The following is a 22997-nucleotide window of genomic DNA, read 5'->3' as shown; positions in this document are numbered from 1 at the left end:
CCTTCCTTGCTCAGGTCACCACTGCAACGATGCATTGATGAAGAACAATTCCCTGCTTGCCGTGTCAGTGCTGCTCTCGAAAACCCTGGAATAGCCGAGGTCCGCGTTGATGCTGCCCCCGGCAAGACGTGCCCCTACGGTCCAACTGGCGAGGTCGCCGCCTTCGATGCCGAACCGGTCCTGCCCGAAGACGTGCCCATAATCGATGGCCGCATAAGGCCGCAGTTCTCCAAGACCGTTGGCCAGATACGTGCTTTCAGACCACGGCATCGTGCGCCAGATGATTTCGTTGCGCAGGAAGAAGCCGTTATTGCCGAAGAGCACGCCGTCTCGCGCACCGCGCACGTTGCTGTAGCTACCGAGCGATATCTGCTCGGCGCCGAAGAGATTGTCGGGCGCGTATTGACCGTTGACGATCGAGCTCAACTCAAAGTGCTGCTCCGCGAGTTCCAGGGGCCGGGTCACGCTTGCAGTGCCGGTGAACTTGGAGAAGTGTGGCTCAGCCCCACCCGCACCGGGGTCGCCGCGTTCGACTGCGCCAAAGAGATCGACGCCCTGGCTATAAGTCAGGTCCAAGACCCAGACGCCGCTTAGCATCCGTCGCGAATGCGACAATCCCAGCTCTGCTACCGTATAGCGTCGGCTTCCGACCTCGATACGGCTGCCCATCAGAAAATTGTTGGTTTCCTTGTAGGTAAGTCCTGCTCTCAGGGTCGTAATCGAGTTCTTGTCACGAGAGACAACGCGATCGACCCTGAGTCCCGCCTGCCGGGAATCGCCCGAGCTTTCGAGATCGCCGAAGTTGCCGGGAACTGTACTTTGGTACTTGTACCAGGAACCATCGAGCGAGAAAGTCCAGTACCCGTAGGGAACACTGACCGATCCCGCGATACTGTCGCTGCGACCAACTCCATCCTCGGGCCAGGGGTAGTCGGGACCGGTATGCTCATAAGTAAGCGTAGCAAGGTCGTTGAGACTGGCAAGGTTGTCCATCCGCAATGACACGGAACTTCTCGAGTAACCGGTCTGCCTCTGGCCGAGATTGTCGTTGGCCAACGACAAGTGCCAGGGCCGAGCTGGCTGGTTCTCGATGTTGAGGATTGAACTCCCAGGCGTCTCGCCGGGCAGCATGACGGAGCGGGCGTTGCTCGAGGAAAGCCGGTTGATCTGGTCCAGCCCCTGTTCAATGTCACGGATATTCGCCGGCCCGCCCTTCATGCCCGGAAACGCGGTTGCGGCGAGACCCGGATGGGTAGCCGGAGCACCGTTGACATAGATGTCCGACAGCGTTCCCTCAATGGCGACAAGGCGCAGCTCCCGGGCTTCGGCTATATTCTGTTCCGGCACATAGACTCGGGAGGTGATATAACCCTCCTCCAGGTAAAGGTTGGTGACTGCCTTCAGGAGCGAGTTGATGTCGCCAAGGCCGATGCACTTGTGCTCGTAGGGCATCAGGACGGCCTGCAACGTTCTGGGCGACAGAAGCGAGGCACCCTCGATCGTCACGCGATTGACCGGAAAACAGGCCCCGCCGGTGGTTGCTGTATACGGTTGCAGCGTGTCGCCTTTCAGTCTCACCCCGTCCGGCGTTGCATCGCGCGCGGTCGTCAGGCGCAGCTCGAGCGCTTCTCCTGCCTGACGTCGGAGAAAATCGTCGGTCGTCGACGGTTGCGGCGATTGTGCAAGGACAGGAAGGCTCGCGAGGATTGCGGAACAGGAGACGGCAAGCCCGCATCCGCGGCGACCAGATTGCATCTTCATAGGGCCAACTCAGATCTTCGACGGTTCTTCCAACGCAGCCAGTGCCCTCGTCAGACCCTTGAGTGAGAAGCGCAGGTTTATCGGCTGCCCGGTCATGAGCCTCAGCCGAGCTTCGCCAGCCGTACCCTTGCGCAACGCCGCCAGCATGTTCTCGTCGAGTTTCCGTTGCGCCCAGCAGCCTGCCTGATTGCAGTTTCTATAAGGAATAACGCCGAGATCTCTGCCGTCGGCCACCAGACCAAGGCCTGGTGGCAGAACCACATTCAGAGGCACGAGAACCGTCAGGAGAAGATCGCCGCCAACCTGGCTTCCGGTGGTCCCGGAGCCGTTTGCCGGAGCCGTCTTTGCGATCGCCAACGTCAAGACGTCGACATTGCTCTCGCCCTGCCTGATTTGCGCAACCTGCACAACTTCACATTGACGTACAGACGTTCCGTTTCCGTCCTTCACATCGACACAACGGCGATGCCAATCGTCAAAACGAGTAGATTGAACGGCAGGCGTCGGTTCCGTCTCCGTCGGAGACCCGCTTCCATCTTGCGCCTGTGCAAAAGTTGCAGCCGAACAGATGACCACGGCAGCACTAATTCGTGCCGCCTTCTTGATCAGAGGCATTCGTTTCCATCCTGGTCGGCCGACGTATGCCCCATCAAGCCGGCAGTGAGACGCAAAAGGAGTCTTTACCTTCAACATCAAGCTCAATTCCCGTCTAAAACACATTGCTTGGCACCTTTTCATATTCTGATATCAGAATATCAAAAAGAATACAACCTACAGCCTGCGATGGAGATTTGACTGTTGATTTGCACTGAGAAGTGGCTCTGACGCATATGTGGAACGGCCCGATTGGCAGGTCGTGTCCCCGCCGATGGTGTATGAGGTCGCGCGCGGAGCCGTCGGCATAGCGCAGCGCGCGGCCGACAGTGACGCTGGCGGTCATCGCCGATCTTGGAGGAGGTTCGGGTTGCAACACCTGGAACCTGAAACGGAGACGACGATGACCGATGAGAGAATGGCGCTGATCGCGCTGATTGAGAAGCAGGCCGACAGCGGCTTCGTGGGTGACATGCTGGCCGTTGCCGCCGATCGCATATGGAGATGGAGGTGGAAGGGCGCACGCGCGCAGGAAGGGTCGCGCTGGATATCCCGAAGCTGCGCAAGGGCAGCTACTTTCCGAGTTTCCTGGAGCCGCGTCGAACGGCCGAGAAGACCTTGGTGGCGGTGATCCAGGACGCATATGTCCACGGCGTCTAGACACGCTCGGTGGACGATTTGGTCAAGGCGATGGGCGCGGGCGGCATGTCGAAGAGACAGGTGAGCCGCCTCTGTGCCGAGATCGACGAATGGGTGAATGCCTTCCTCACCCGACCACTCGAAGGCAGCTGGCCCTATCTGTGGCTCGACGCCACCTACCTGAAGGTACGCGAGGGCGGCAGGATCGTCAGCCGTGCCGTGACAATCGCAGTGGCGGTGAACGATGAGCGCAAGCGCGAGGTGCTGGGCGTAGCCAGCGGCCCGTCAGAAGCCGAGAGGTTCTGGACCGACTTCCTACGGTCTCTCGCTGACCGAGGCCGGCGTGGCGTGAAGCAGGTCATTGCGGACGACCACAAAGGCCTGCGCGCCGCGGCACGCCGGGCGTTCAATGCCACGCACCGGAGGTGCCGAATTCACTGGATGCGCAACGCGCTCGCCCATGTGCCGACGAAGCAGCGCATGGCAGTGGAGGCAATGCTGACGACGATCTTCGCGCAGGAGACGAAGGCCGGCGCCGAAACGCAGTGGGACGCCGTGGCCGACGCGTTGCGGGAGAAACAGCCCAAGCTCGACGCCCTGATGGATTGCTTCCCGCGACGACGTGCTCGCCTACATGTGCTTCCCGCGCGAACACTGGGCGCAGATCGCATCCACGAACCCGCTCGAGCGCGTTAACCGCAAGATCAAGCGCCGCGCCGGTCATCGGCATCTTCCCCGACGACGAGGCGATCGTCCGCCTCGCCGGCGCGCTTATGCCGGAGACAAACGACGAACGGGCCGTTGCTCGACGCTACACGAGCCTTGAAACGCTTGCCGCATCACGAACAATCCAACAATCAGGCTGCCCGCCGTGGCCGCCTGATCGGTCCCCGCCCTTCTCCGAAGGTCGGCGCTCATACACCATTCCTCGGCACATGATCAGAAAACCACAGGCCGCTCCCGCCGTCGAGATAGCCTCTGAACGGAACATGCCAACCGCAGCTCTCCGTCCAAACGGATCACTTTGAGGCAGGCAAGGTCGACTGCCTCATCTTTTGGAGAGTTGCGGCGACAAGTTCGCGCATCCATCGGTGGGCGGCGACGTTGTCATTTGCGGCGTGCCACATCAGAACCAGCCGGGCCTGATCCATTTTCAAGTCGACAGGAACCGGCATCACAGCGAGGTTGTGACTGTTGGCGAAGAGTTTGGCGACCTGCGCGTGAATGGTTGCCAACAACGGAGCACGATGCACGATGAGAGGCGCTGCAAGCAGATGGGGCGTATGCGCCGCGACGTGTGGGATGATTCCCCTGTTCTGGAGTGCCGTCAGAAGCTCATCGCTCCCGTTGCCGTCGATCACCAGCAGCGGGTTGCTACCAAAATCGTCAAGCGTTAGTTCGCCAGAAATCCGGATGAGCTCCGGGTTATAGATGGTGCAGAAATCCTCCCTGTAAATAACCCGCAGCTTGTGGTGGTTACGACCTCCTGAAAAGACTCCCACGGCAAGATCACACTCGCCAGAATCGAGCCCTTCCTCCGCATGGCCGCCGTTGAGCGGGATCAGGCGCAGCTTGATACCCGGAGCCTGATCCACAAGTGCGGCGATGACGGATGGAACCAGAATGGCTTCCGCGCTGTCCGTGACGCCCAACCTGAATTCGAGTTGCGCTTCCGCCGGTGAGAACACCGCTTCCTCACCGACAAAATTGCGGATCTGATCCAGAATCTGTCTCAACTGAGGCCGCATGCCTTCCGCTTTCGCCGTTGGTACCATGCCGCCCTGGAAGCGCACCAGCAATTCATCGCCGAGAAGCTTGCGTAGCCGTGCCAGGTTGTAGCTCATGGCGGGCTGGCCCAGGCCCATTCTTTTGGCCGCTCGCGAGACGCTTTTCTCCTCCAGAAGAGCATCGAGAGCCAAGAGCAGGTTCAAGTCGAACTTCTCCATATCAATCATGTCGATAATCTCAATTGCTTTCATCGATTTGCATGATTTTGGCGAACATCTATGCTGAATGGAATATCAAGTTTGGAGAAAAACAATGGTTAGCATGAATCGTCGGTCCCTTATCAGGGGTTCGTCGCTTGCACTCGCCGGAGCGGGGATTGCCTTGGGTGGAGGAACGGCCGTACGAAGTGCAACGTTCCCGCAACAGCCTGGCGATGCATATGGGGAATGGAGTGCAGTCACCTACCTCCCGCTGGTGTCGCAGAAACTCTATGCAGAGAACGAAAAGGCAGTGCGCTCGTCGCCGTATGCGTCCCACCTCGATGCCGATCTTTCCGTGCCGTCCGAAGCGGCCAAGGCTATCCAATCCGGCCCGCTCGACTCCTCACGGACTTTGACGCCCAGCGCCGAAAACCTCAATGTCCTGATCGATCCTGAATACAAGACTGCTGAACATGGCTATGCGGTTCTCGGAGATCAGATGGCCTATGCGCAGAGCCATATGTTCATGCCGGGCGTGACGACGGATATGTTCAAGTGGTGGTTTACCTGGCATCCCATCGAGAAAGAGCGCTACATGCTCTGGTTCCCACAGGCACATATCGACAATTCGGTGGAAGATCCCTCGCGGCTGGCCAATCCGTCGCTCAGCTATGAAGAGCGCCTCTATGGAAATCCGAACCGCATCCAGGAATGGATCGGACCTTCGAGGCTGGATGCCATCATCCACTTCACCGATCCATCGCTGCTTGGGTTCGATGGCGACAAATTGCGCAAGCTGGGTTTCACGGCAAGCGCGAGCGGCGTGTGCTATGCGACACCAGCTCCAGATATCCCGTTCACGCTGATGGTACACTTGGCCCGCGATACGCCGGCCGGCCTGGAACTGTTCAGCCGTTACTGGATCGGCGCCCACCCGGACATGGCGCGCTTCCGCAACGCCGAAAAGGCCCCGGGAATGTTGAGGCAAATCGGCTTCAACGCCGAAGTTGCGGAAATGACAGCCTACGAGATGTCGGTTCACGACCTCACCGAATTCAACCATCTCGCACGCGTCTTGCCAGCGCTTTACAGAGACTTCAGCTGACATCCAGGCGCCCTCGATCGGTTCCCTTCAAGACGAGAGACTCTCCGAGGAGGGAACGGGCGCCTTCCCCGGGGCGTCGCCGATTGGCACGACGCGACGGTGGGATCGCGCCGTACGTCACCTGATTATGACCCGGCAATGACGGTTTCCCGGCGCTCGATCCATTCGCAGCGCGCACGCTCCAATACCTGCATCTTGTTGAGCTTCGGTATGGCGGCGAAGTCGAAGCGGCCTAGGCTTTTGACGACCGGGAATCTGGCCGCCTTGATGCGGCGTGCGTTGAACGCGCTCATCGGCGCACGACCGGCGGACCGGGACAATCAGGCGCACGGCGATCGACAGCACCATCGCATAAGGAATATGCCGGCGATGCTCTTCGGACGACAAGAATGGGCATGGAGGCCGCTGCGGCCGCTCCCTCCGATCGCACCGCAAGTTCGTCATCCCGCACGATCCGAACGCCCACAAGCATTGCAGACGTTTCGAACGATGCCCCCATCTCCTCAAATATTCTTGCCGTTCCGCCATGATCTGGATCCGGCGAATCTCGATCAGTCCCAGAGCGCGCCATCCCGCGACTTCAGGGGCTATCCTCTCCCTCTCGGCGTGTGCGATCCGGTGACAACCGGTCGCAGTGCGATGTTGTCCACCGGGCAAAACCGGATCGAGATAAGACGCCGCCGAGCGGGAGCTACCGAAGGCAATCGGGCAGACGAAGTCCGGCCCGTCGTCCCTTCCGCGACGAAGATGTCAAAGCAGGAGACGGCCTGAGTACCGAATCCGTGAGATCCTTGCGCCTTCGGCCAGTGCGCGTCGCTCGATCTCCTCCCCGACCGATACACGGCACGACCAGACCTGTTTCAATATCTTGAGACACAGGGAGCGCTCGTATGCGCTCCCGACCAGCACAATCACCGGACTTACGGAAAACCTGGTGTCAGCTGTTGTCTTCGGTCGGGGCGGCCGGCGCGTTTTTTTTGACCGATTCGATGGCGTTCAATGCACCGGCTTTGTTCTTATAGCCCTCCGTCGCAAAAATCACCTCACCGTTGTACTGGAAGCGAACCCGATACTCGCCAACTTTATCCTTGAATATTTCGAACTTGTGGGCCATTGGACGATCCTGATTTAAAACTCGATACACTGCACTATTTACCAATCCGGACATCCACCGACAAGGGCGCATGCGGCATATCACCACCAGGAGTTCAATCCTGTCGCGGGCGTCTTTTGCAGCTGACTAGCCGACGAGGATCGGCACTGCGGGCTTCGACCGCTGATAGAGGTCGATGATGTCTTGGTTCAGCATCATGCAGCCCGAGGACATTGCCTGGCCGATCGTCCACCACTCGGGTGAGCCGTGAATTCGAAACAGCATATCGACGCCATCCTTGAAGATATAGAGGGCACGGGCTCCCAGTGGGTTCGTCAGGCCCGGCGCCATTCCCGAACGATACTGAACAAGGTGCGGCCGGCGCTGAAGCATTTCCTCAGGTGGCGTCCAAGTCGGCCATTTCTTCTTGTATTGAATGACCGCCCGTCCCGACCAACGGAAGCCGTCCTTGCCGACCCCGACGCCATAGCGAACGGCGCGACCCGCCGTTTGTCGATTTCCTCAGTCGCTAGCCGCATGCCTTCATGACGATTTCGTGCAGCGGGGTCCCCCCCTCCGTCTCCTCTCGACCGCCGAACGAATTGTTGTAGAGATGGACAGCCTTGGTCCGTGGGGTAATCAAGTCGTTGAGGCAGAGACCTTTCTGAAACAACAAGGATGTTTGGTTGTAATGCACAGGGTAGAAGATATCGATGGGCTTTGCGTGCGCCGTCAACCCGTGCTTGCGGGCGAAATAGGTTATAAGATCGGGACCGTAGACGCCCCACGGACGAGTCGATACGTGCCGAGGAATGCGGAGAAACCTTCGAACACGATCCTTAACGCGCCTGCCTTTCCCCTGCCATGGTGGGACGAAGTATGGATCCTCCGCTGCCTTCAGCAAATCCGTTAGCATCGCACACTCGGCAGGAAGCTTGAGGATTGCGCCGTTTATCCTGTGTGTCTCCTCGAAACCCATAATGTAGTCTTCGTCATCAATCGGGTGGAGACAAAAGACATCGGTATCGACGTATATCCCCAACCCCTCGCGTAGCAGTCGGTAGCGGTAAGTATTCGTGCCGAGAGAGGGACTACCTGTCCCCTTGAATCGGGTAATCTCCTCCGGTTTCATGATCCGGTTCGCATCGAAGACCTGGACTCCTTCCGGAAGGTCCTCCGGGGGGCGGTAGCAGTGAAGGAAGACTTGATGTCCGAAACGCCTGAACGAACTCAGGCAAGAGGCGTGGACCGGCCCCAGCCGGTGACCTATCCAAATCGCGTGTATTTGCGGCAGCAAACTAGATCTCCTGCGAAATTTCCAGCGAGCCTGCGGCAATCCCCTGAGAGATTTCCTCGTCGCGACGAGAGCGACAATGGTATTGCCATGAATCGTCGGCGGAGCCGTACCGGGTCGCCTGACGGCTTGGCGCACACGTCACTTGCCGAGGACGAATGTCTGCGGTTCAGGCAGCGACATGATGGCCTCGTAGACCGCCTCGGCGTAGTCAGCTGGTACCGTTGCCTGTCGGGCGAAAAACAGCGCGGACATGAGGCGTGCCAACGAAAAATAGGCTGCGGCCTCTTCGTCTCGACCTTCGCGCTCGGCCATGGAAGAGCTATTGTCCAACCGATCGATATTCTGCTCGAATTCGAAGCGTTCCGGCATCCGCCCCATCTTCAACGATTCTTCGATCAGGACGTCGCCAAGATAAGCGAAGAGCTCGGCATCCGTCTGTCGGACACAAGCGCGGAAGACGTCTTCGAATATTCGACGCGCTTCGTCCGTGTCTTCGATCGCCTGAAGGCGACGAGCGAGCGCCAGGTTTATGGTAACGAGCCGCATGAAGACCACCTACGTCGTGTCTGGTTGAGGTTCTTTGGCAACGGAGAGCTCGTGTCAAACCACGCCTCGAAGCGAGGAGGCCCACGCCGGCGGGAACAGTTTCCATGGCTTACCGAGAACAGAGGAAGGACCTTTGCCGGCGGGCTCGGAGACGATATAGTCAGACGACACTGAGGGAACGTCGAAATCATGCCACGGGATAAAGACAAGAAGTCGGCCGAATTTTCGGAGGCGGTCATACAGCAGGTCCTCAGCGAATCTCTTGACGACGAGACGGCCGCTGGTCGCGTCAAGCAGATTGGGTTGATGGCGATCCTCGACTACATGAGAGCGAACGACATTGATCCGACGGTGACAAACATCATCAAAATCACCGGCCTTAGTCGCCAGGCGGCTTTTGTGTTGATGGAACCGCTTGTCCGTCGCGGATTGCTGGTCGAGGAAACCGTACGCAATACCCAGGGAAGAGGTCGCGCAAAGAGATTTGTCATCGATCGTGAACTCGCAGAGACGAAGGGAAAGGCAACGAGGCCGGAGAAGTAAGCAGGGCCCGCCTTCAACCTGCTCTACGCTCGCTTTACCAAGCGCAGCAGGAGCAAAAGGACAATTGCTCCGAGCGTTGCGGCAATGATGCTACCGAGAATACCGCCGCCGAGACTCAAACCGGCAGCGGGCAGCAAAAGCCCAGCCAGAAAAGCCCCGACGATTCCGACGACAATATCCCCGATAAGTCCGAAACCGCCTCCGCGGACGACTTGGCCGGCAAGCCAACCTGCAATGAGTCCGACAACCAGAAAAATCACCAGGCTTTCTACAGACATAGTGCTTTGCTCCCTTTTGAAAAACCGAAAACAGAATATCAAAGTCGCATGGAAGAGCAAGTAGGCTGCTCGCAGCGGAATAATTGACCGGCCTCCGTTCGCAAAATCGACGGCCGCACCGCCGACCCGAGCTGCGGCGGACTGCACCGTTCTTCAATTGCCCAAGCCGGCAGACCGATCCGCGGGAATCAGGTGGTCGACGGATCCCCTTCACCGTTGACGGATCGCCCCAGAAGCGACCGGGCCTACCGTAGCCAAGAACGCCACCGCCTTCGCACGAGCGATCACGTCGCGAACCGTTTGCCGAGGCGCCTGCACTCGAATGCTCCTCTCGAGCGGATGCAACATAGCGTCGCCCCCTTGGCACATGCTTCACATTCTGTTATCGGAATATTAAAACACACGCTATCAGTGTGCCATCCGATGATGCGCGGCTGCGCACGTTCGATAGAGGGGAGTTGAGAAATTGTCGCATCCCATTGATCTGCGGGACATCGATCTCCTGGTGGTAGGAGCGGGATTCTACGGTGCCACGATTGCAGAGCGGGTCGCCCGCGGATTGGGCAAGAAGGTCCTCGTCATTGATCAACGCACCCATATCGGCGGCAACGCCTACAGTGAAACGGACCCCGAGACGGGAATAGAGGTGCATCGTTACGGCGCGCACATCTTTCACACGCCAAACGACACGGTCTGGACCTATCTCAACCGCTTCAGCGCCTTCACCTCCTATCAACACCGCGTGTTTTCGAATGTCCGGGGGCGGGTCTTTCCCATGCCGATCAATCTCGCGACGATATGTCAGTTCTTCGGCAATCACTTCTCTCCCGACGAGGCCAGAGCACTGATCGCCGAACAGGCCGCGGAGTTGGCGGGGCGCGAACCTCGGAATCTCGAAGAGAAGGCGATCTCGCTGATAGGTCGTCCTCTCTATGAGGCATTCATCCACGGCTATTCGGCCAAGCAGTGGCAGACAGATCCTCGCGATCTCCCGGAAAGCACCATCGCGCGGCTCCCGGTCCGCTACAACTTCGACAACCGCTATTTCAACGACAAATATGAAGGCATGCCGGTGGACGGCTACACGGCCATTTTTGAAAGGATGCTGAGCCTCCCAAACATACGAGTGGAGCTGGGCGTCGACTTCTTTGATCTGAGGTCCTCGATTCCGAGCGGCGTCGTCGTCATTTATACCGGTCCGATCGACCGGTATTTCAACTATGCCGAGGGAGAGCTCGGATGGCGCACTCTGGATTTCCAAAAGGAAGTCATGAGTACGGGGGATTTTCAAGGGACGTCGGTCATAAACTATGCGGACCAAGACACACCTTTCACGCGCATTATCGAGTTTCGGCACTTCAACCCGGAACGGACATATTCAAGGGAAAAGACCGTCATCGCCCGCGAATACTCTCGCTTCGCCAAGCGCACGGACGAGCCGTTCTATCCAATCGATACCCCGCGAGACAAAGCCATCTATGCGCTCTACAAGGCGCGCGCACGTGCCGAAAGAAACGTCTTCTTCGGCGGCCGGCTTGGCGCCTACCGATATCTCGACATGCATCAGGCAATTGGTGCCGCGCTGAAAGACTATGAGACGACCATTGCCCCCACGCTGAAGGGACAGCCCCTTCTCTCCGCCGCATTCGCCTGATCGGAGGTCTTGGTGCGTCACACCGTTCAGTCTTTCGTCTTCCCCGATATGAACCAGTTCGGCACGGAGGACATGTATTTCCGGACCGACAGCCACCGCGTGCTGTACAGGCCGGCAGACCAGACATTTCGTCTTCCGAAAGGCGAGAGAGTGCGTTTCGATACCTTCTTCAACGGGTTGACGATCCGCCCGTGGAAGACGACCTGCCCCCTGAACGATCTGGGGCTGGCACTCTCGGGCACAGGGAAAGCGCTGGTAAGCCTCCAGTTGCACCGGCTGAATCTGCCGCACAGGCTGCTGTCGGAAGACGAAGTCCATCTAAGCGACAACAAGGAAGTCATCGTTCCCGTGGAGGCATGGAACGAGCTTTCGGGCGGAATGCTCTACGTCACAGTTCGTGCCGTCACGGAATGCACGTTGTCCGCTGCCCGCTTCTTTACCGAAACCCCGCCGGCATCGGAGGTCAGGCTCGGTGTCGTCATTACACATTTCAACCGCAAGAGTTTCGTCGTCCCCGCCATCAAGCGGATTCGGGACGAATTGCTTCGGGATCCGTGCTATGCCGGCAAGATCGAGCTCGTCGTCGTCGACAATTCCCGAAACCTCACCCCTCGAGAAACGGAAGGCATAACCTGCCTACCCAACGAGAACTTCGGCGGTTCCGGCGGTTTCGCCCGCGGCCTCATGCATCTGAAGCAACGAGGCGACTTCACCCATTGCCTGTTCATGGATGACGATGCGAGCTGCGAGCTGGAAGCATTGCGCCGGACGTTCACGCTCATGTCGTATTCGGCAGGCGACAAGTTCGCCGTAGCGGGGAGCCTGCTGCGAGAAAACGAACCTTATCGCCTGATCGAGAAGGGTGCCGTCTTCGGCGGGCTTTGCAGGCCGCTGAAGGCGGGACTCGACATGCGAAACGTCCACGAACTCCTGCTCGCCGAAAGCTCGGTAGAGCTTCCCAACTACGGCGCATGGTGGTTTTTCGGCTTCCGTATTTCCGACGTCGAACGTTACCCGTTTCCCTTCTTCGTTCGCGGAGACGACATCACGTTCTCCCTTATGAACGGTTTCCGCATACTGACGATGAACGGCATCGGTTGCTGGGGCGAGGATTTCTCCGTCAAGAGCGGACCCTTACCGATCTATCTCGATGTCAGGAGCACCATGTTCCTGCAACTTGTGATGAAAGGCTATCGCCCGGGAACGATAATCAGGAGCGTGCTACGAACGCTGAAGAGGCAGATACAATCTTACAACTACGCATCGGCCGACTCCGTCGTCATGGCCATGCTGGACTTCTGCTCAGGACCCGACTTCTGGTTGGATAATATCGATCTCCATCAGGTCAGAAACAGAATCCTAAGTCTGACGCCGCGTGAGGTGCTCACGCCCAGGGAAGATCTGACGGCAGAGAGTATCAGGTTTCCCTCCGGTGTTCGGAAAAAGCTATTGGACAGAGTGCTTTATGGACTCCTGCTGAAGGGTCTCATCGTCCCGAGATTCATCCTCCGCGACACTATCGTTTATCAACACAAGGCTTTTCACGGAAATCCTGAAGAAATATTTCGTTCGCGGAAGATCCTGTATTTCGTTCCCGAGAGAGACGCTGGATACATCGCGCAGTACGACGGTGCGCGCGCCCGCGCCATCCTGTTCAAGTTCATCGTGGCTTCGATATTCTTCCTCCGCAACTATCAGAAAATCTCGGTGGCCTATGCGAAGGCAGTGCCGAACATGGCCAGCGAAGCCTTCTGGGCCGACATCTATGGACGGGACGCCAGAACCAGCCACCAAGCGCGGCAACTCGACGTCTCACTGGTGTCTCCACAATGATGATCATCATCGGGCCGAAACGGCGGTCGCGCCGCGATGCTCTTTCCGCGTACCCCGAGGTCGGACGCCTCATGCCATCCCCCGCAAATCCGTTAGTCGAGGCAAGATGATAAGGACTTACGTCATAAGCCTACCCGGCTCGCCGAGGCGCAGTCAGTGCCGACGGCAGCTCGATGGAGCGAATATAGAGTTCAGTTTCTTCGATGCGGTAAATGGCCGTACCGAGGAAATCGTTGCACGGTATCTGCACCTCTACAGCGATGTCGAGAACAGGCGGAAATTCAAGCGACCGCTGTCTTGCGAGGAAATCGGCTGTTATCTGAGCCATCGTCTCTTGTGGATGAAGGTCGTGAGGGCGAATTTGCCGGCACTGATCCTGGAGGATGATTTCGTCTGGCACAGGCAGACCAGGACGTTCATCGACTCAATTCCCGAGGGGCTTCTTGGCAATGCCATCATCAAGATCTCGGCATCGAGGAACCTGCGGTTCGACGGTGAACCGCTTCACAGCTTCGTTGGTCATGCCATCCGGGAATTCCGGGTCATCAGTCCACATACGACGGGCTACATCATTGGTCCGCAAGCGGCGGAGCGCATGCTGATGGCGCGAAGCAGGTTCTGCAGGCCTGTCGACACCGACATGAAACACGTCTGGGAGCACGGGATCGCAGTCTACGGTGTAGATCCACCGCTGGTTGGTGACGACGTCCCCCTGCCCCGCAGCACCATTCTTGCCGGACGCGAGGCAACGAAGCCGACATCCGCGGTGCGAAGGTTTGTCGCCAACCTGCGTTACCAGTTCCAGTTTCGATCATCCGCGTTTCGGTTTCATTTGGCGACCCACGGCAAGCGAGACGCCCATAGGAATGCTGCGCACCAATGAAACCCTTGTCCCCACAGAGGAAGAATCTCGTGCTGGTCAGGGCGGGCGACGGCTCACTCCACCAGGAATGGCTCGGCTTCTCCTATGGCGTTCGCGACTTCGATGTGGTCGTGAGCTATTACAGCCGGGACGCCTATTCCCGTCACGTGGTTGAGGACGGCGTGTGGGCTCACTTTTGCCCCGGCGGCAAATGGGAGGGGCTCTATCAAACGCTTGCCTGGATCGGCGATGCATTGAAGAGCTACGACTTCGTCTGGTTGCCGGATGATGACATCGAGACCTCGGCTCAATCGGTCAATACCCTCTTCGAACTGATGCGGAGGTATGAGCTTTCCGTCGGGCAACCTTCACTTACGGCGGACAGCTATTTCACCCATTTCATATTCGTGAACTGCCCCGGCATCAAGGTGCGATGGAGCAACTACATCGAGATCATGGTCCCGTGTCTCGCCCGCGACCTTCTTCTCGCCGTACTCCCTCATTTCAAAGAAAGCATGAGCGGCTTCGGGCTTGACTACATCTGGTGCCGACTTCCGGCGACCGGAGAAAGAGGGGCCGCGATCATCGATGCCGTTCAGGTCAGGCATACGAGGCCGGTCGGCCAAGTTCTCCTGTCGAAAATGTCGGAGCGGGGACTGTCGCCGAAGGAGGAGCAGGCCAAGCTCGACGCCGTCTTCGGAATAACCGAACCCGTCACCCCCCTCGTCTACGGGCTGAGAACCATAACCGGGCGAAATGTATTCGGCTTGCGCCGGGTCTGCTGGCCCATGGTCTGGGGACATCTGAAACTCGTGCTCAGGATTCCGCCGCGAGGCCGGCGCTACGGTCTTGGACGAATTCACCAGCTTGTGCGACGGCAACTCAATCGCAAGTGCGACTTGTCGGTCCTCCCGTCCGAAAGAGGCTGAAGCCGTGACGCAGACAAGACGAAACCGAAAGAAAACCCGAACCCGCTTCGCCCCGGGGTTCATGACCCCGGGAGACCGAGAGATGCTGGCACGGCTCTTTCGGGAGAATTTCCGAAGACATGCGTCCTTCTATTTAGTCTCGATCCTCGCCATGCTGGTCGTGGCGTTGATGACATCGCTGTCGGCCTGGATCATGCGGGATATCGTCGACAGCGTTTACCTCAAACGAGATTTCTCGGTCGTGCTGACGATCGCAACGACGGTCGCCGGCATCTTCGCCGTCAAGGGCGTAGCGACCTTCGTTCAGTCCTATTACCTCAGCAAAGCCGGCAACAGCATTGTCGCGGAACAGCAAAACAAGATATACGAACGGCTTTTGAGGCAAGGCGTATCCTATTTCAGCCAGATGCCGTCCTCCGAGCTTCTGGTGCGTGTCACACATAATGCGCAAGCCGCGCGTGCCGTCATAGACACGATCGTCACCTCCTTTGTTCGTGACCTCTTTTCGTTGCTCGGGCTGATTACGGTCATGTTCGTGCAGAACGTCACATTGACCTGCGTCGCCATGATTGTCGGACCCGCAGCGATCCTGTCGGTTCGCCTGATTCTCAAGAAGGCAAGAAGGGTCATGCAGGCCGAACTCGCGTCGATCAGCCAGATCATTGGCCTCGTCCAGGAGACGAGCGTAGGCCTGAGGGTCATCAAGGCCTTCTCGCTCGAGAGCATGATGCAGGGCCGAATGGCAAATGCAGTGTCGGACGTGGAAGTGCGAGCCAATAGTATCGCCAAGCTCGAATCCGCCACCGGCCCGATCATGGAGACGCTCTCGGGTTTTGCCATCGCCGCGGTGATCGCGCTTTCGGGATATGCCGTCATCGAAGGAGGCAAGACGCCCGGCGACCTCATGTCGTTCACGACGGCGCTCTTGCTTGCCTACGAGCCCGCCAAGAGACTGGCGCGCACCCGCATCATGATGGAAGCCGGTGTCGTCGGTGTGCGCATGATGTTTGAAATCCTCGATGCACCAATCACGTTGAACGAAGCGGAGAACCCCGTATCTCTAGCGCTCGGTCGAGGCGAGGTGGTGTTCGAGGATGTGGACTTCGCCTATGCCGGCGATGTCCCCGTTCTTCGTAACGTCAACGTCAGGTTCGAAGGTGGAAAGACCACGGCGGTGGTCGGACCGTCCGGCAGTGGAAAGTCGACGATCGTCAATCTGCTCATGCGGCTATACGATCCGCAGCACGGCAGCGTTCGAATCGACGGAATCGACATCAGACAAGCATCCTTTGAAAGCCTCAGGGCCGGAATGTCCTATGTCGGGCAGGATATCTTTCTCTTCGCCGGCTCCATTCGCAGCAACATTGCGGTTGGGAGAACAGGAGCGACGGAAGCGGAGATCATCGAGGCAGCGAAAGTCGCAAATGCGCACGAGTTCATTCAGCGCCTGCCACAGGGCTACGAAACAGACGTCGGCGAAAACGGGGGCAACCTGTCCGGCGGGCAGAAGCAGCGACTGGCAATCGCCCGCGCAATACTCAGAAACGCACAGATATTGATCCTCGACGAAGCCACGAGCGCTCTCGATTCGGAATCAGAAGTACAGATCCGCGAGTCACTGACAGGAATCATGCGAGGCCGCACGACGATCATCATTGCGCACAGATTGTCGACAATTGCCCGCGCCGACCGTGTCGTTGTTCTTGATGCGGGCCGGGTTGTCGAGCAAGGTTCGCAATCGGTTCTGTTGTCACGGGAGGGTTCCTATCGGCGCCTCTACGAGCTGCAACTGCTGCCGGGAGTGGTCAGCGAAGAGGTGTTCGAGGATAGCGCAGTCGCGTCCCGCGTGTCGTGACGACCGTAATGGCACCGCCCGCATCGCATCCCGATGGAGACAACGATCCGAGGAACACGGGGTCGCGATGACCTCCTCAACCTCGAGGGACTTCTTTGCCGCGACACGCCATGACGCTGTCGGCGTCGCCATGAACAGCAAGAAGAGCGTCGTCGTCGACACCCGGCGCGGCGGCAAGCACCGGCCGCGCAGGTCGGACCAACATCCGCCGAAATGATCCACCGTTGAACATATACCGATCTTGGAGAACCTTCTGATGCCGAACCCGAAGAGAGAAAGCCCTGCAATGCGCTACCCGTTGCCCATCCGCGGCCTGCACTGGCTGCGGGCCCTCCTGATCCTGGGTCTTATAGGATCCGGATGGTATATGACGGGATTGCCGGAAAGCGACGTGGCAACATCGTCGTTCTTGTATCCCAATCACAAGCAGTTCGGCGTTCTGGTCTGGATGTTGGCACTCGTTCATCTCGCGTTGCGCTGGCAATACCGGAAGACGATGCCGTCCACGCCTCCAGCCCTTGAACGGTGGGAAAAAGTCCTGTCGCACGCCGTTCACCGGCTGCTGATACTGTCGACGCTCCTCGTGCCGGTGCTCGGTTATTCGCTTTCAAGCAGCTTTTCGCAGAGCGATGGGATCCCGTTCTTCTTCATTCCGCATCTCCCGGAACTGCTTCCCAAGAATGACACAGCCTTTGTCGTGTTTCAGACGTTGCACAAATACACTGCCTTTTTCCTGCTCGCTTGCATCATTCTCCACCTGGCAGGTTCGGTGAAGCATCGGGTGATGGACAAAGGAGAAGAGAAGGACGTCCTTCGCCGCATGCTCTGATTAACGTGCCTTCGGTTTGATCTCGATTGCGCGCAGACTATCCTTCCTGAAGCCGCAACGCAGCGTGATGTCGGTCCAGTCGACCGACCCGGAACGCATTCGCGCCTGCCCCGGAACCGAGACTATCGTAGAGACGACCGATCGATCCGCCGGGCTGAACGTACCGGTCTGGCGCTTGACCTTCGTTCCTTTGACGTCGCTGTCGGTGAAGCCGAGACGGTCAAATGCTCTGCTCTTCTTGACGAGATCGTGGCCGGTGGCGATACAGTCGGCGATCTGCGGCGACGCGTGCTGATCTTTCACGAGCGTCCGGTAATTGCCCTTGTAGTCGGCGGATTTCCTGGGAGGAGCCTCGGCCCGGGACGGCCCGGAAACACTCGCGAGCGCGATTGCGGTGATCATCAACAATCTCATGGATTTCATTGCTTTGCTCCTGACGTCCGGATTTCGGACAATATTTGACTTCGACCGGACTGTGCCAGAGCCGGAAAACTCTAATTCCCGGCGGTCCAAGGTTTGGGCTCAGAGCACTTTCTCTAAAGACCACAGTTCCGGCCACCTGAGAGGCAGGTCTCTGTGCGCCGATGCCTCGGCCGAGCCGACGAGATCAGGCTTTGCCAACTGAGAGCACGTCAACTCCTGGTGGCTGAAAGACAATCCAACGAGCCAGTTAGTCGCACTTTCTTGACAAATAGCGCCCTATTTCGAAAGGCAGACGTTGCTCGTCACGTTACTCGCTTATGCAGTCCATGGTGGTGTTTCCTGCTATTTGAGAGATGTCCATGAGCAATGCGAATTTTGTTGAAACAATCAATGTACGTGAAGCAGATCCAGCGGATTTCGATTTGGGGTGCGATGCGTTGGCCGGCGGCTTCTTCGATGATCCTTTCATGGTGTATATGTTTCCCGATCCCGGTCGTCGCGCACGCTTTCTGCCTGTCTATTTTTCGATATATTCCGAGGGCGGACAGATGCTAATTGCTGGAAAGAACCTCGGCGACTATGCTGGCGTGGCTGTGCATTTCTCACCTGACGCCATTGATTTGACTCCGGAAAAGATCGCGGCGGACAACGAGAGAGTCCATGCGACCTGTGGCCAGGATGCCGCTACTGTTGTCAAAGGAATGAACGCCCTGTCGGAGAGACATCCGCGCCATCCAAGGCACTTCTATTTGCTTTTTTTTGCCTCCCGACCGGAACGTCGGGGCCGCGCCGGACTGGCGCTCCTCGACCGCCTGACGGAAATATGGGACCGGGAAGATTTGTCTGTCTATGGTGAGGCGACTACTACGCAGCTAAAGGTGTTTTACGAAAGGAACATCGGAGGAAAGCCATTCGGTCAGCCGATTATTCTAGACAGCGGCCAGGAGCTCTTTCCTATGTTGCGTGCGCCACGTTCGGTTCGACGGGGCTTCTAGCCGGCAGAACTATTCACCGTTAACGCGATACTTTTTCACTCAGGCATCTACTGGCACTACTTTGGCAGAATCGAATTTTGGGTCATTTGGAACCTGATACGGCAGTGTGGACATCGTCGTGGAGGATGGTGGTTTGAGAGCGCGGCTATGACGGCACGCCGAATGGCTGGCAGCGTCGGTTTAGGTGGGCCGTGTCTCTTCCTTTTTTTCCCCCTTTGCCTTGTGTAGGCGTTGATGTTGCAGGAAGGCATAGGCAATCATCGTCATCAGTGCGTGCCGGTGCAGCCCCTGCCATGATCGGACTTCAAAATGACCGAGGCCGAGTTCTTCCTTCATTTGCTGATGGGCCTGCTCGCAAACCCTGCTCGCAAGTCGATCTTGGCCCCTGAACATTAAAGGGGGCACGATGTGCTGATCGCGACCCTCGATCGGCTGAAGCTGACGGCGATCCGCGACCAGCTCGACACGCTGCTGGACGAGGCGGCCCGTTCGAAGATGACTCTGCGCGAGGCTTTGGCCTTCCTGGTGTCGCGCGAGATCGCCCGGCGCGACGAGCGGCGCATCTCAATGTCAAGCAAGCTGGCGCAGTTCCCCTTCGTGCGTGAACTGGACGGCTTCGACTTCGAGGCGCAGCCGTCGCTGGATCCGGGCCAGATCGGGGAGCTGGCGACGTGTCGTTGGATCGCGCACGGCGACACGGTCCTGTTCCTCGGCCCGCCCGGAACGGGAAAGACCCATCTGGCCGTGAGCCTTGGCCGCGAGGCGATCCGTCAGAATTACAACGTGCAGTTCGTCACGGCGGCGACGCTGGTGGCGATGCTGGCCAAGGCCCATAGCGACGGCACGCTCGACAAGCAGTTGACGATCCTGTCGCGGCCGAAACTGCTGATCATCGACGAACTGGGCTATCTTCCCTTCGAGGCCAACGCCGCTCACCTCTTCTTCCAACTGGGGTCCCGGCGAATGAAAAGGGGCTCGATCTTGATCACCTCCAGCCGCTCTGTGGGAGAGTGGGGCGGCGTCTTCGGCGACCCCGTCGTTGCCACGGCAATCCTCGATCGCCTGCTTCACCATTCGACAGTGATCACCATCCGGGGCGATAGCGACCGCCTCCGCGAAAAGCGCCTTCTCAACCGCCGTATCCACCTCAATGCGCCTCCGAAATCACACCACGTGCTCGGACGCAAAGGACCCCAGCGTCTCACCGAGGGCCCTCAAGAGGCACCTGTCCGTAACGCTGGCGAACGCCCAGATATGCAATCGCGATTGTGAAAAATGCTGCCTATGCAACAATCCAGCCCCCGGTGCTTCGAAACAGCCACGAGCCCCTGAGGATAATCGCCGCGCCAGGCACGCGGTATAGGCGCCAACTCCAGACCTTTGACATCATGGTCGATTGGAGGAGCGACCTCGTTTCGGCACTCTCACTTGGAATACTCTCAATCAAGCCGGGCGAAAAGAGGCCATGCAAATCTATGTGTTTGCCGACCAGGTCGATCACAAGTTCGAGATTACCACCCGGGATTCAAAAGATCAACGTAGCGTGACTTGACAAGAAATGTCCCACGTTGTCACAAAATACCAGCATGCAAGATATTTGAAGTTCGGCAGCCCCTGGTGGCCATTTGGTCTGAAGACTCTGCGGCGTGCCTGATGATGCTGGGATAAGTTCCGCCCGGCGTTGGCCGGCGGGAGTTGCGAACGCTAGGAAGCTTCATTGTCAGGAATAATACGTACATGAATTCGATAGAGATCCTGCTTAGAGCCAGACTCGCACAAGATCGCACGGCGATGACCATCCAGAGTCGAAAACCCACCCGACCTACCTAACCGGAGACTGACCTCCGGGTCTCCCGAAGAAAGAATTCCCCACCGTTTCTGGTCTCGACGGGTCGAGGCCGGCCGCATTCACCCCCTGTGTAATATGTGTCATTTGGTGTCGCATATGATCGTCGGATACGCTCGCGTTTCAACCGAAGAACAGAAGCTCGATCTTCAGCTTCAGGCACTGGAAAAGGCGGGGTGCAACCGAATATACCATGATCACGGGCAATCCGGCTGTCATTTCGATCGCACGGGCCTCGATACCGCGCTCCAGAGCCTTGCACCCGGGGGAACCCTGGTCGTATGGCGACTCGACCGCCTCGGTCGTTCCTTGTCGGGCCTCGTACAGTTGATTGATCACCTCGGCAGACGGGAGGTGAACTTTCAATCTGTGATGGAGAACATAGATACCCGGTCACCCGGCGGGCGGCTGATGTTTCATCTGATGGCCTCGCTGGCAGAGTTCGAAAGAGCAATCATCAGTGAACGGACAAAAGCTGGCCTGTCCGCAGCCAAGTCACGCGGCGCGCATCTCGGTCGCCCAAGAGCATTGACCGATCAGCAGGTGCGCGACGCCCTCTGGGCTATTCGTCACCGGGAAGCCAGCCTTACGGAAGAGGCGAAAAGATTGAACGTGTCTCAGCGCACGTTGCAGCGGTACATTTGCGGGATGAGGCATTGGAACAGAGAAAAAACCGCAAACAATTGAATTAGAGCGCGCTCCCGTCGCCGCCGAAGCCCCACGGGGCCGATATCGGCGATCGAACGAATGCTTCACTCAAAGAGGTCAGCGTGTGTGCCGGCGGCCACGAACACAACCAGATTCTTCTTTTCCTCTACGGTGTAGATGAGGAGGACATCACCGCCGATATGACATTCTCGATGATCTTTCCAATCGCCCGTCAGTTCGTGGTCTTTCAGTTCCGCGGGCAGAGGTCCAACGTTGTCGACGATCGCACCTGGAACCTTCTTCAGGGCAACCATGTCATACCGGCCCGATCTGGAAAGGCGTTCCCAATCCTTTTGAAACTGTTTGGTATGACTTGATTGCCGTGGCAGCGAAGCCCGCTTACCCGAAGCGGGCTTCGCTCGCTTCTTATCACTTGACAATCTTGTGCCCCTCAAATGATTCAAACAACTCTTCGGCGGTGTCAAAGTGCTTGCCGTGTCCGGCCTTGATCGCTCTTGCTTCCTCCATAGCAGCGATCGTTTTGGCATTCGGCCGAGTCAATTCGACGGGGAGAGCTTTGTCCCAAGCGATCCTGGTCAGTACGATACGAATAAAGTCCGAAGTGGTGAGTCCCAGACTATCGAGTACCACGGCGGCGGCATCCTTCACTGAAGGTTCAATACGAGCGCGCACATATGCGTTTGCAGCCATTTCCTGTCTCCATCCAGATTGGTGCTTTGCAGCCCAATTGAGCATCATATTCAAAATGCGCGATGGACCGAGCGAGGTGAGTCACTGGATAATTACCTCATAGACTCGTTGGCTATTCAAGCCGGATCCTTCCGCTTAACGCGCGGTGCGCGCCGATCGGAATAGCGCTGAGTCTTCCTGCCGAAAAGGTCGATGCAGCGCAATTTAATGCTCCGCGGTGCCTCGAAGAGAGAAGCTGAGAAAATCCTGCGCGAACCCGCTTCGCGAACCGAACAGAGCCGTTACCTCCGGAGCATAATCTCGCGAGGAGCCGGAGAGCGGGTCTGACCGCCAAAACCCGCCGCGCGGGCGGGGCAATGCGCAGACGGCCAGGACGGTCTGACATGTCCCCGCCAGCACCGACCGTTTCCTCGAACCTTGCGAGATCCATCAGGAAAACACCTCTGCCGGAGCGGGAGACCAGATCAAAGCAAATCGAGCTCCTGGAGAGGCTCGACATTGATCCACAGGCGTTCGGGACCCTGTCGGCGGATCGTGTCCCAGCGCGTGGTGTAGCTTAGACGACCACGGCTCATCTGGTAGGGCCGGATGAGTGTCAGCTTGCGGCCGGCAGGCTGATGATTGGATC

General features: G+C 58.1%; 22 protein-coding genes and 4 pseudogenes. 13 read left to right on the top strand and 13 right to left on the bottom strand.

Annotated elements, in window-relative coordinates:
• Positions 1-15: 15 nt before the first annotated feature.
• Positions 16-1755, bottom strand: a complete 1740-nt coding sequence (locus NHF53_RS23840) for a ShlB/FhaC/HecB family hemolysin secretion/activation protein (RefSeq protein WP_252836441.1) — start codon at positions 1753-1755, stop codon at positions 16-18.
• Positions 1756-1770: 15 nt separating this feature from the next.
• Positions 1771-2376 carry an invasion associated locus B family protein gene (locus NHF53_RS23835; RefSeq protein WP_252836428.1) on the bottom strand — a complete coding sequence of 202 codons (606 nt, stop codon included), beginning with the start codon at positions 2374-2376 and terminating at the stop codon, positions 1771-1773.
• A 382-nt stretch (positions 2377-2758) separates the two neighbouring features.
• Here NHF53_RS23835 and NHF53_RS24230 point away from each other — a divergent pair.
• Positions 2759-3877 (top strand): annotated as a pseudogene (locus tag NHF53_RS24230) (IS256 family transposase).
• Between the two features lie 136 nt (positions 3878-4013).
• Here the strand turns inward: NHF53_RS24230 and NHF53_RS23820 are convergent.
• A complete protein-coding gene (locus tag NHF53_RS23820) occupies positions 4014-4973 on the bottom strand; it encodes a LysR family transcriptional regulator (RefSeq protein ID WP_252836427.1) in 960 nt (319 codons plus the stop codon).
• Between the two features lie 61 nt (positions 4974-5034).
• Here NHF53_RS23820 and NHF53_RS23815 point away from each other — a divergent pair, with 61 nt between their 5' ends.
• A complete protein-coding gene (locus tag NHF53_RS23815; RefSeq protein WP_252836426.1) occupies positions 5035-6027 on the top strand; it encodes a DAPG hydrolase family protein in 993 nt (330 codons plus the stop codon).
• Between the two features lie 134 nt (positions 6028-6161).
• On the opposite strand, the pseudogene NHF53_RS23810 reads toward NHF53_RS23815, so the two are convergent.
• The 5 genes and pseudogenes from NHF53_RS23810 to NHF53_RS23790 all read right to left on the bottom strand — a co-directional run.
• Positions 6162-6302, bottom strand: a pseudogene (locus NHF53_RS23810) (AAA family ATPase); the annotation flags it as partial.
• Between the two features lie 662 nt (positions 6303-6964).
• On the bottom strand, positions 6965-7141 hold the full coding sequence (locus NHF53_RS23805) for a YegP family protein (RefSeq protein ID WP_252836425.1): 177 nt from the start codon (positions 7139-7141) through the stop codon (positions 6965-6967).
• A 126-nt stretch (positions 7142-7267) separates the two neighbouring features.
• Positions 7268-7624 (bottom strand): annotated as a pseudogene (locus tag NHF53_RS23800) (L,D-transpeptidase); the annotation flags it as partial.
• A 25-nt stretch (positions 7625-7649) separates the two neighbouring features.
• Positions 7650-8417 carry a hypothetical protein gene (locus NHF53_RS23795; RefSeq protein WP_252836424.1) on the bottom strand — a complete coding sequence of 256 codons (768 nt, stop codon included), beginning with the start codon at positions 8415-8417 and terminating at the stop codon, positions 7650-7652.
• Between the two features lie 138 nt (positions 8418-8555).
• A complete protein-coding gene (locus NHF53_RS23790) occupies positions 8556-8963 on the bottom strand; it encodes a hypothetical protein (RefSeq protein ID WP_252836423.1) in 408 nt (135 codons plus the stop codon).
• Between the two features lie 189 nt (positions 8964-9152).
• Here NHF53_RS23790 and NHF53_RS23785 point away from each other — a divergent pair, with 189 nt between their 5' ends.
• Positions 9153-9506, top strand: a complete 354-nt coding sequence (locus tag NHF53_RS23785) for a MarR family transcriptional regulator (protein WP_252836422.1) — start codon at positions 9153-9155, stop codon at positions 9504-9506.
• 23 nt (positions 9507-9529) lie between these two features.
• On the opposite strand, the gene NHF53_RS23780 is transcribed toward NHF53_RS23785, so the two are convergent.
• Positions 9530-9784 carry a GlsB/YeaQ/YmgE family stress response membrane protein gene (locus NHF53_RS23780; protein WP_252836421.1) on the bottom strand — a complete coding sequence of 85 codons (255 nt, stop codon included), beginning with the start codon at positions 9782-9784 and terminating at the stop codon, positions 9530-9532.
• A 505-nt stretch (positions 9785-10289) separates the two neighbouring features.
• Here NHF53_RS23780 and glf point away from each other — a divergent pair.
• The 7 genes from glf to NHF53_RS23745 all read left to right on the top strand — a co-directional run bounded on the left by glf (position 10290) and on the right by NHF53_RS23745 (position 17746).
• Positions 10290-11438 carry a UDP-galactopyranose mutase gene (gene glf, locus NHF53_RS23775; RefSeq protein ID WP_252836439.1) on the top strand — a complete coding sequence of 383 codons (1149 nt, stop codon included), beginning with the start codon at positions 10290-10292 and terminating at the stop codon, positions 11436-11438.
• 150 nt (positions 11439-11588) lie between these two features.
• Complete coding sequence (locus NHF53_RS23770) at positions 11589-13271, top strand: glycosyltransferase (RefSeq protein ID WP_252836420.1); 1683 nt, start codon at positions 11589-11591, stop codon at positions 13269-13271.
• A gap of 106 nt (positions 13272-13377) precedes the next feature.
• On the top strand, positions 13378-14154 hold the full coding sequence (locus NHF53_RS23765; protein ID WP_252836419.1) for a glycosyltransferase family 25 protein: 777 nt from the start codon (positions 13378-13380) through the stop codon (positions 14152-14154).
• Positions 14151-15062, top strand: a complete 912-nt coding sequence (locus tag NHF53_RS23760; protein ID WP_252836418.1) for a hypothetical protein — start codon at positions 14151-14153, stop codon at positions 15060-15062. The genes NHF53_RS23765 and NHF53_RS23760 overlap by 4 nt, the downstream gene beginning before the upstream one ends.
• An 82-nt stretch (positions 15063-15144) precedes the next feature.
• The gene (locus NHF53_RS23755; RefSeq protein WP_252836417.1) at positions 15145-16917 is read left to right on the top strand and encodes an ABC transporter ATP-binding protein; all 1773 of its coding nucleotides are present in this window, start codon (positions 15145-15147) and stop codon (positions 16915-16917) included.
• 67 nt (positions 16918-16984) lie between these two features.
• Positions 16985-17134 (top strand): hypothetical protein, encoded by a 150-nt coding sequence (locus tag NHF53_RS23750; protein ID WP_252836416.1) that lies wholly within the window; start codon positions 16985-16987, stop codon positions 17132-17134.
• A gap of 39 nt (positions 17135-17173) precedes the next feature.
• The gene (locus NHF53_RS23745; protein WP_252836415.1) at positions 17174-17746 is read left to right on the top strand and encodes a cytochrome b; all 573 of its coding nucleotides are present in this window, start codon (positions 17174-17176) and stop codon (positions 17744-17746) included.
• Here the strand turns inward: NHF53_RS23745 and NHF53_RS23740 are convergent, their stop codons facing one another.
• A complete protein-coding gene (locus tag NHF53_RS23740) occupies positions 17747-18169 on the bottom strand; it encodes a BspC domain-containing protein (protein WP_252836376.1) in 423 nt (140 codons plus the stop codon).
• A 359-nt stretch (positions 18170-18528) separates the two neighbouring features.
• Here NHF53_RS23740 and NHF53_RS23735 point away from each other — a divergent pair, with 359 nt between their 5' ends.
• Entirely contained in the window at positions 18529-19164 is a 636-nt protein-coding gene (locus NHF53_RS23735; protein ID WP_252836414.1) for a hypothetical protein, read from the top strand.
• A 180-nt stretch (positions 19165-19344) separates the two neighbouring features.
• On the opposite strand, the pseudogene NHF53_RS23730 reads toward NHF53_RS23735, so the two are convergent.
• Positions 19345-19524 (bottom strand): annotated as a pseudogene (locus tag NHF53_RS23730) (IS701 family transposase); the annotation flags it as partial.
• A gap of 48 nt (positions 19525-19572) precedes the next feature.
• Here NHF53_RS23730 and istB point away from each other — a divergent pair.
• Both istB and NHF53_RS23720 read left to right on the top strand, forming a co-directional pair.
• The gene (gene istB / locus NHF53_RS23725; protein ID WP_252836413.1) at positions 19573-20436 is read left to right on the top strand and encodes an IS21-like element helper ATPase IstB; all 864 of its coding nucleotides are present in this window, start codon (positions 19573-19575) and stop codon (positions 20434-20436) included.
• Positions 20437-21109: 673 nt separating this feature from the next.
• The gene (locus NHF53_RS23720; protein WP_252836412.1) at positions 21110-21697 is read left to right on the top strand and encodes a recombinase family protein; all 588 of its coding nucleotides are present in this window, start codon (positions 21110-21112) and stop codon (positions 21695-21697) included.
• Between the two features lie 65 nt (positions 21698-21762).
• Here NHF53_RS23720 and NHF53_RS23715 read toward each other — a convergent pair whose 3' ends face one another.
• Positions 21763-22098 carry a type II toxin-antitoxin system YafQ family toxin gene (locus tag NHF53_RS23715; RefSeq protein WP_252836411.1) on the bottom strand — a complete coding sequence of 112 codons (336 nt, stop codon included), beginning with the start codon at positions 22096-22098 and terminating at the stop codon, positions 21763-21765.
• The gene (locus tag NHF53_RS23710; RefSeq protein ID WP_252836410.1) at positions 22088-22369 is read right to left on the bottom strand and encodes a type II toxin-antitoxin system RelB/DinJ family antitoxin; all 282 of its coding nucleotides are present in this window, start codon (positions 22367-22369) and stop codon (positions 22088-22090) included. Before NHF53_RS23710 ends, NHF53_RS23715 begins: the two co-directional genes overlap by 11 nt.
• Positions 22370-22997 lie beyond the last annotated feature (628 nt).

Source organism: Ciceribacter sp. RN22, from assembly GCF_024054295.1.
Lineage (GTDB): Bacteria > Pseudomonadota > Alphaproteobacteria > Rhizobiales > Rhizobiaceae > Allorhizobium > Allorhizobium lividum.
The sequence above is the reverse complement of the archived record's forward strand: the minus strand, read 5'-3'. Positions and strand labels throughout refer to the sequence as shown.

Excerpts from the sequence above, each read along its gene's own strand:
- NHF53_RS23840 (WP_252836441.1), bottom strand. The coding sequence starts at position 1,755 with ATGCAATCTGGTCGCCGCGGATGCGGGCTTGCCGTCTCCTGTTCCGCA.
- NHF53_RS23835 (WP_252836428.1), bottom strand. The coding sequence starts at position 2,376 with ATGCCTCTGATCAAGAAGGCGGCACGAATTAGTGCTGCCGTGGTCATC.
- NHF53_RS23820 (WP_252836427.1), bottom strand. The coding sequence starts at position 4,973 with ATGAAAGCAATTGAGATTATCGACATGATTGATATGGAGAAGTTCGAC.
- NHF53_RS23815 (WP_252836426.1), top strand. The coding sequence starts at position 5,035 with ATGGTTAGCATGAATCGTCGGTCCCTTATCAGGGGTTCGTCGCTTGCA.
- NHF53_RS23805 (WP_252836425.1), bottom strand. The coding sequence starts at position 7,141 with ATGGCCCACAAGTTCGAAATATTCAAGGATAAAGTTGGCGAGTATCGG.
- NHF53_RS23790 (WP_252836423.1), bottom strand. The coding sequence starts at position 8,963 with ATGCGGCTCGTTACCATAAACCTGGCGCTCGCTCGTCGCCTTCAGGCG.
- NHF53_RS23785 (WP_252836422.1), top strand. The coding sequence starts at position 9,153 with ATGCCACGGGATAAAGACAAGAAGTCGGCCGAATTTTCGGAGGCGGTC.
- NHF53_RS23780 (WP_252836421.1), bottom strand. The coding sequence starts at position 9,784 with ATGTCTGTAGAAAGCCTGGTGATTTTTCTGGTTGTCGGACTCATTGCA.
- NHF53_RS23765 (WP_252836419.1), top strand. The coding sequence starts at position 13,378 with ATGATAAGGACTTACGTCATAAGCCTACCCGGCTCGCCGAGGCGCAGT.
- NHF53_RS23760 (WP_252836418.1), top strand. The coding sequence starts at position 14,151 with ATGAAACCCTTGTCCCCACAGAGGAAGAATCTCGTGCTGGTCAGGGCG.
- NHF53_RS23755 (WP_252836417.1), top strand. The coding sequence starts at position 15,145 with ATGCTGGCACGGCTCTTTCGGGAGAATTTCCGAAGACATGCGTCCTTC.
- NHF53_RS23750 (WP_252836416.1), top strand. The coding sequence starts at position 16,985 with ATGACCTCCTCAACCTCGAGGGACTTCTTTGCCGCGACACGCCATGAC.
- NHF53_RS23745 (WP_252836415.1), top strand. The coding sequence starts at position 17,174 with ATGCCGAACCCGAAGAGAGAAAGCCCTGCAATGCGCTACCCGTTGCCC.
- NHF53_RS23740 (WP_252836376.1), bottom strand. The coding sequence starts at position 18,169 with ATGAAATCCATGAGATTGTTGATGATCACCGCAATCGCGCTCGCGAGT.
- NHF53_RS23735 (WP_252836414.1), top strand. The coding sequence starts at position 18,529 with ATGAGCAATGCGAATTTTGTTGAAACAATCAATGTACGTGAAGCAGAT.
- NHF53_RS23720 (WP_252836412.1), top strand. The coding sequence starts at position 21,110 with ATGATCGTCGGATACGCTCGCGTTTCAACCGAAGAACAGAAGCTCGAT.
- NHF53_RS23710 (WP_252836410.1), bottom strand. The coding sequence starts at position 22,369 with ATGGCTGCAAACGCATATGTGCGCGCTCGTATTGAACCTTCAGTGAAG.